9 protein-coding genes are annotated in these 7,120 nt (G+C 60.1%); 2 read left to right on the top strand and 7 right to left on the bottom strand.

Annotated features, from left to right (window positions below):
- The 7 genes from FEM54_RS19865 to rplU form a co-directional block, all read right to left on the bottom strand.
- The coding region (locus FEM54_RS19865) for an oxidoreductase (protein ID WP_138452602.1) at nt 1–786 on the bottom strand (786 nt) is incomplete at its 3' end.
- Between the two features lie 165 nt (nt 787–951).
- Nucleotides 952–1,434 carry a glutathione peroxidase gene (locus FEM54_RS19860; protein WP_017137939.1) on the bottom strand — a complete coding sequence of 161 codons (483 nt, stop codon included), beginning with the start codon at nt 1,432–1,434 and terminating at the stop codon, nt 952–954.
- Between the two features lie 101 nt (nt 1,435–1,535).
- Complete coding sequence (locus FEM54_RS19855) at nt 1,536–2,000, bottom strand: CreA family protein (protein ID WP_017137940.1); 465 nt, start codon at nt 1,998–2,000, stop codon at nt 1,536–1,538.
- Nucleotides 2,001–2,016: 16 nt separating this feature from the next.
- Complete coding sequence (gene proB / locus FEM54_RS19850) at nt 2,017–3,135, bottom strand: glutamate 5-kinase (RefSeq protein WP_026013771.1); 1,119 nt, start codon at nt 3,133–3,135, stop codon at nt 2,017–2,019.
- A gap of 109 nt (nt 3,136–3,244) precedes the next feature.
- Nucleotides 3,245–4,468 (bottom strand): Obg family GTPase CgtA, encoded by a 1,224-nt coding sequence (cgtA, locus tag FEM54_RS19845; protein WP_016976186.1) that lies wholly within the window; start codon nt 4,466–4,468, stop codon nt 3,245–3,247.
- Between the two features lie 193 nt (nt 4,469–4,661).
- Complete coding sequence (gene rpmA / locus FEM54_RS19840; protein ID WP_003176049.1) at nt 4,662–4,919, bottom strand: 50S ribosomal protein L27; 258 nt, start codon at nt 4,917–4,919, stop codon at nt 4,662–4,664.
- Between the two features lie 34 nt (nt 4,920–4,953).
- Nucleotides 4,954–5,268 carry a 50S ribosomal protein L21 gene (gene rplU / locus FEM54_RS19835; RefSeq protein WP_007950961.1) on the bottom strand — a complete coding sequence of 105 codons (315 nt, stop codon included), beginning with the start codon at nt 5,266–5,268 and terminating at the stop codon, nt 4,954–4,956.
- A gap of 239 nt (nt 5,269–5,507) precedes the next feature.
- Between rplU and FEM54_RS19830 the strand changes: the two genes are divergently transcribed.
- Nucleotides 5,508–6,476, top strand: a complete 969-nt coding sequence (locus tag FEM54_RS19830) for a polyprenyl synthetase family protein (protein WP_099549439.1) — start codon at nt 5,508–5,510, stop codon at nt 6,474–6,476.
- Between the two features lie 227 nt (nt 6,477–6,703).
- A complete protein-coding gene (locus tag FEM54_RS19825) occupies nt 6,704–7,045 on the top strand; it encodes a zinc ribbon domain-containing protein YjdM (protein WP_003230858.1) in 342 nt (113 codons plus the stop codon).
- Nucleotides 7,046–7,120 lie beyond the last annotated feature (75 nt).

The raw sequence follows: 7,120 nt of genomic DNA, 5'->3' as shown, positions 1-7,120 counted from the left end.
ACGCGTGGAGCAGTGGAAAATGTCCACACCGGCGTCGGATAACGGCTTAAGAAACTCACCCAGCGCCTCGGGGGTTTGCACCAGGCGTGCGGTGTAGTCCTGCTGCTTCCATTGAGAGAAGCGCAAGATGATCGGGAAGTCCGGGCCGACGGCGGCGCGGGTGGCCTGGATCAATTCAATGGCAAAACGCGAACGGTTGGCCAGGCTGCCGCCGTATTCGTCAGTGCGCTGGTTGCTGCCCTCCCAGAAGAACTGATCGACCAGATAGCCGTGGGCGCCGTGGATCTCCACGCCATCCATGCCGATGCGCTGGGCATCCTTGGCGGCCTGGGCGAAGGCGTTGATCACGTCCTTGATGTCTTGTTGGGTCATGCCATGGACGACGACGTTGCCGTCCTTGAGTTTCTCCATCGGGCCGTAGGCCGGCACGCTGGCGTCAGGCTCGGTGCCGATACGGCGCACGCTGCCCACGTGCCACAGCTGCGGGACGATCTTGCCGCCTTCGGCGTGTACCGCGTCCACCACCTTCTTCCAGCCGGCCAACGCGGCCTCACCGTAAAAGTGCGGGACGTTCGGGTAGCCATTGGAGGCCTGATGGCCGACCACCGTGCCTTCGGTGATGATCAGGCCCACGCCCGCAGCGGCGCGGCGGCGGTAGTACTCAATGACCTTGGAATTGGGTACGCCACCCGGCGAGAACGAACGGGTCATGGGCGCCATGACCACACGGGTGGACAGTTGCAGTGCACCGAGCTGGAAAGGTTTGAACAAAGCCTGGACGGGCATGGGAGCACTCCACATAAGAGGGATTTATGATGTGGATAATATGAGCCGTGCCGCGTGCTGGGTAGCACTATTGATCTGGGTGATTAAGGGGTAAAAGTGATGAGGGTTTAGGGCTGCTGCGCAGCCCAGCGGGAGCAAGCTCCCTCGCCACAGTGCAGGAACGATTCAGCTCAGGGCTTTTTCGATGGCCTGTACGATCGTCGGATCATCCGGCGCCGTGCGCGGCGAGAATCGCGCCAGTACTCGCCCATCCTTGCCGAGCAGGAACTTCTCGAAATTCCAGGTGATATCCCCAGGAAACTCAGCGCCCTCGCCCGCCAACAAGCGATACAGCTGATGGCGATCGTGACCATTGACGTCAAGCTTGCTGCCCAACGGAAAGGTCACGCCGTAGTTCAGGCTGCAGAACGCCTGGATTTCTTCCTCGGAGCCCGGTTCCTGGCCTGCAAACTGGTTGCACGGCAGGCCGAGCACGGTAAATCCCTGGCCCTTATACTGCTGGTAAAGGTTTTCCAGGGCGGCGTATTGCGGGGTCAAACCACATTTGGAGGCCACGTTGACCACCAGCACCACTTGCCCCTTGAAAGGCGCCAGCGGCAGCTCTTGTCCGTCCAAAGCTTTGAGTTTCAGGTCGTGGAAAGCACTCATGACGAACTCCAGATATCCCATGTTCTTCGCGTTGCGGCTGTTCGAGATTACAGACCACAAGCCTGCAATCATAGACGCCGATTGAAAAACTCGCCCGCCGGTTACTGCGCGGTCGGCCAGGGCAAAATCGGAATCGCGGTGACCGCATTCTGCGGGCTGCCTTCGATCAGACGATCGCTGTAGACCAGGTACACCAAGGTATTGCGCTTCTTGTCGAGGAAGCGCACCACCTGCATGGTCTTGAACACCAGCGAGGTGCGCTCCTTGAACACTTCGTCGCCATCCTTGAGCTCGCCCTTGAAGTGAATCGGGCCAACCTGACGGCACGCAATCGACGCTTCAGCGCGGTCTTCGGCCAGGCCCAGGCCGCCTTTGACGCCGCCGGTCTTGGCACGCGACAGGTAGCAGGTCACGCCGTCGACCTTGGGATCATCAAACGCCTCGACCACAATACGGTCGTTGGGGCCGACAAACTTGAACACCGTCGACACCTGGCCGATTTCTTCGGCCGAGGCCAGCAACGGCATGGCCAGCAGCAGGCCGAGTAATCCTTTCATGACACGCATCGTGTATTTCCTTTATTCAGACCAGGATCAGGTTATCGCGGTGAACCAGTTCCGGTTCGGCCATGTAACCCAAGAGTCCGACAATCGCGTCGGACGATTGTCCAATAATCTTCTGTGCTTCAAGGGCGCTGTAGTTGGCCAGGCCACGGGCGATCTCGCGACCATCGGGCGCCACACACACCACCATCTCGCCACGGCGGAAGCTGCCCTGCACCAACTTGACGCCGACCGGCAGCAGGCTCTTGTTGCCCTGGGACAAGGCTGACACAGCACCGTCGTCCAGAACCAGCGTGCCACGGGTTTGCAGATGACCGGCCAGCCATTGTTTGCGCGCCGCCAGCATGCCGCGTTCCGGCGACAGCAGCGTACCGATGCGCTCACCGGCCTTGAGGCGATCCAGCACACGCTCCAGGCGCCCACCGACGATGATGGTGTGCGCGCCGGAACGTGCGGCCAGCCGCGCCGCACGCAGTTTGGTCTGCATGCCGCCACGGCCCAATGCACCGCCTACACTGCCGGCCACGGCGTCCAGCGCCGGGTCATCGGCGCGGGCTTCGTAGATAAGCTGGGCGTCGGGGTTGTTACGCGGGTCAGCGTCAAACATGCCGTCGCGGTCGGTGAGGATCACCAGCAGGTCGGCTTCCACCAGGTTGGCGACCAGCGCGGCCAGGGTATCGTTGTCGCCGAAGCGGATTTCGTCGGTGACCACCGTGTCGTTCTCGTTGATTACCGGGATGACCTTGAGCTCAACCAGTGCGCGCAGGGTGCTGCGAGCGTTGAGGTAACGTTTGCGGTCGGACAGGTCGTCGTGGGTCAGCAGGATCTGCGCCGTGTGGCGGCCGTGCTCGGCAAAGCTGGATTCCCAGGCTTGCACCAAGCCCATCTGGCCGATGGCGGCGGCGGCTTGCAGTTCGTGCATCGCGCTGGGTCGCGCGGTCCAGCCGAGGCGGCTCATCCCGGCGGCAACGGCCCCGGACGAGACCAACACCAACTCGACACCGGCCTCATGCAAGGCCACCATCTGCTCGACCCAGACGCTCATCGCTGCGCGATCCAGACCTTTGCCATCCGCCGTCAGCAGCGCACTTCCGATCTTTACGACCCAGCGCTGCGCACCTGTCACTTTGCTCCGCATCATCTTCAACCTTAGATTGAGGGCCCCGCGACCCAGCGCGGCCCATAACGTTATACCCGGATACCAAAACGCCGCTCCTGGGAGCGGCGTTTGAGTTTATCGCAACCTATCAGTCGCGCACGTAAATGATTTCCGGACCGTCTTCATCATCCACGTCTTCTTCGTCCCAATCGTCGTCGCCGATGTCATGGACCGACTTCACGCCGCTGCGGCGCAGGGCACGCTGGTCGTCCAGAGCTTGCAACTGGGCGCGGGCTTCGTCTTCGATCTGCTGGTCGAGTTCTGCCAGTTCTGCCTTGAATACCGGGTCGGCCGCCAGGCGGTCGGCGCGGTCTTCGAGGTAGCGCATGATGTCGCGGGTCAGGCGCTCGGTGCCTTCTTTGGCGATGGCCGAGATCACGTAGACCGGGCCTTCCCACTCCAGGCGATCAACGATCTCCTTGACGCGTTCTTCGTGCTCTTCTTCGAGGATCTGGTCGCACTTGTTCAGTACCAGCCAGCGGTCACGCTCGGCCAGGGCCGGGCTGAACTTGGTCAGCTCGCTGACGATCACTTCGGCGGCGTCTGGTGCGCTGGTGTCATCCAGCGGCGCCATGTCGACGAGATGCAACAGCAAACGGGTGCGCGACAAGTGCTTGAGGAAGCGAATCCCCAGGCCTGCACCGTCGGAAGCACCTTCGATCAAGCCAGGAATGTCGGCGATCACGAAGCTTTTCCAGCGGTCTACGCTGACCACGCCCAGGTTTGGCACCAGGGTGGTGAACGGGTAATCGGCGACTTTCGGCTTGGCGGCCGAGACCGAGCGGATGAAGGTACTTTTACCGGCGTTCGGCAAGCCCAACAGGCCCACGTCCGCCAGTACTTTCATCTCCAGCTTCAGGTCACGCTGCTCGCCCGGCTTGCCCGGCGTGGTCTGGCGTGGCGCGCGGTTGGTACTGGACTTGAATCGGGTGTTACCCAGACCGTGCCAGCCGCCCTGCACAACCATCAGCTTCTGGCCGGCCTTGGTCAGGTCGCCAATCACTTCCTGGGTCGCGGAATCGATGATCGTGGTGCCGACCGGTACGCGCAGTACCAGGTCTTCGCCTTTTTTACCGGTGCAGTCGGTGCTGCCGCCGTTGGAGCCACGCTCGGCATCGAAGTGCCGGGTGTAACGGTAGTCGACCAGGGTGTTGAGGTTTTCGTCGGCCATCATGTAGATGGAACCGCCGTCACCGCCGTCACCGCCGTTTGGACCACCGTTTTCGATGAACTTTTCGCGACGGAAACTCATGCAACCGTTACCGCCGTCGCCTGCTTTTACTCGGATGGAAACTTCATCAACGAACTTCATAACAAAACGCCTCTCGTCGCACGGACGAGCTTAAGAAACCAAGACATAAGACTCTTGCAAAAATGAGCGCAGCGACCTCAGAAAACGACCGCACATCCAGCGCCTGAGCCCATCACAAACAGCTTTGCAAGAGACTCACTCCACAAACGAAAAAGCCCCGTCGCGAGACAGGGCTTTTCCAGCGATCGCGCAATTAAGCGGCGACAACGCTCACGTAACGGCGGTTGAACGCGCCTTTTACTTCAAACTTGATCACGCCTTCGATTTTAGCGAAGAGGGTGTGATCTTTACCCATGCCAACACCGTAACCGGCGTGGAATTGGGTGCCGCGCTGACGCACGATGATGTTGCCCGGAATGATTTTCTGGCCGCCATACATCTTAACGCCAAGGCGTTTGGCTTCTGAGTCGCGACCGTTACGGGTACTACCACCAGCTTTTTTGTGTGCCATGAGTCAATTCTCCTAGTGAGGAATTAGGCTGAAATTAAGCCTGAATACCGGTGATTTTGATCTCGGTGTACCACTGGCGGTGGCCCATACGCTTCATGTGATGCTTACGACGACGGAACTTGATGATGCGGACTTTATCGTGACGACCTTGGGAGATCACTTCAGCCACAACGGTAGCGCCAGCAACAACTGGAGCGCCGATGTTCACGTCATCGCCATTAGCGACCAACAGAACGCGATCAAAGGTAACGGATTCGCCAGTAGCGACTTCCAGTTTTTCGATCTTCAGGTATTCACCTGGGGCGACCTTGTATTGCTTGCCACCAGTAACAATTACTGCGTACGACATGGTATTTCTCCGATAATCCTGCTCACCCAGCGCTTTATAAGAAAAGGTATTGGCTGGCATGGCTGCATGGGATGGACGTCCCGAATGCAATTGCGTAAGGCAGGTGCTGCCCAGGAAGTTCAGGGTGCGCGATTGTACGCAAGGTAAATGGGTGATGCAAGGGGCCGTCTATCGCGCCTTGACACTGCCGGGTCAGGGTCCTAGCATGCCGCGCAACCCTTCTGGAGCGACTGTCGCTGATGCAACCCCAAGCTTTCTACCGCGCGGTCGCGGACGATTTTAGCGCCGTCGACGGCATCATCAAGCAGCAGCTCACGTCTAAAGTGCCGCTGGTCTCCAAAATTGGCGACTACATTACGTCGGCGGGCGGTAAACGCCTGCGACCTTTATTAGTGTTGCTGTGTGGCAAGGCTCTGGGCCGCGAAGGCGATGACCTGCGCCTGCTGGCCGCGACCATCGAATTCCTGCACACCGCTACCCTGCTGCATGACGACGTGGTCGACATGTCCGGCATGCGCCGTGGCCGCGAGACGGCCAATGCGATGTGGGGCAATGCCCCCAGCGTATTGGTGGGCGACTTCCTGTATTCGCGCTCGTTTGAAATGATGGTCGAACTGGGCTCGATGCCGGTGATGAAGATTCTTTCACAAGCCACGCGCATCATCGCCGAAGGCGAAGTACTGCAGCTGTCCAAGGTCCGCGACGCCAGCACCACTGAAGAAACCTACATGGAAGTGATTCGCGGCAAAACCGCGATGCTCTTCGAAGCCTCGACCCACAGCGCCGCCGTCCTGTGTGGCGCAACGACCGAACAGGCCGAAGCCCTGCGCACCTTTGGTGATCACCTGGGCGTGGCGTTCCAACTGGTGGACGACCTGCTCGACTACCGTGGCGACGCCGAAACCCTGGGCAAGAACGTCGGTGACGACCTGGCCGAGGGCAAGCCGACCTTGCCGTTGATCTACACCATGCGCGAAGGCACGCCGGAACAGGCCGCTCTGGTGCGCAAGGCGATCCAGAAAGGCGGGATTGAAGACCTCGAAGCTATCCGTGCAGCGGTAGAAGCCTCGGGTTCCCTGGAGTACACCGCGCAGTTGGCGCGTGACTATGCGGCCCGTGCCATCCAGTGCCTGGAAGCCCTGCCACCCAGCGAGTACCGGGATGCCCTGGTTGAGCTGAGTGAGTTTGCGGTAGCCCGCACGCACTGAGCAATATCTGCGAGCGCAGGCTTGCGTGGGAGCTGGCTTGCGTGGGAGCTGGCTTGTGTGGGAGCTGGCTTGCCTGCGATAGCATCACCTCGGTATCACTGACACACCGCGGTGCCTGCATCGCGGGCAAGCCCGGCTCCCACAAGGTTCCGAGGCGCCCACCCCAACCTGCAATAAACCCTATATAATGTGCGACTTTTAGCCATCCTGACTTTCAAGGAGCTTTAGTGAGCACGTTGCCACCCTGCCCGAAATGCAATTCCGAGTACACCTACGAAGACGGCGCCCAGCTGATCTGCCCGGAATGCGCCCATGAGTGGTCCGCCAATGGCGAGGCCGAAGTGGCGGGCGACGAAACCGTGAAGAAAGACTCTGTGGGCAATGTCCTGCAAGACGGCGACACCATCACCGTGATCAAGGACCTCAAGGTCAAGGGCACGTCCCTGGTGGTCAAGGTCGGCACCAAGGTCAAGAACATCCGCCTGTGCGACGGCGATCACGATATCGATTGCAAGATCGACGGTATCGGCCCGATGAAACTCAAGTCCGAGTTCGTGCGCAAAGTCTGAACCTGCTGCTTCCATCCCGCGCCAGCCGCGGGATGGCGTTTTGCCCTCTGCGCTGACCTGCCTCAACATCCACAC

The organism is Pseudomonas edaphica, from assembly GCF_005863185.1.
Taxonomy (GTDB): Bacteria; Pseudomonadota; Gammaproteobacteria; order Pseudomonadales; family Pseudomonadaceae; genus Aquipseudomonas; species Aquipseudomonas edaphica.
This window is presented reverse-complemented; position numbering and strand designations above follow the sequence as displayed.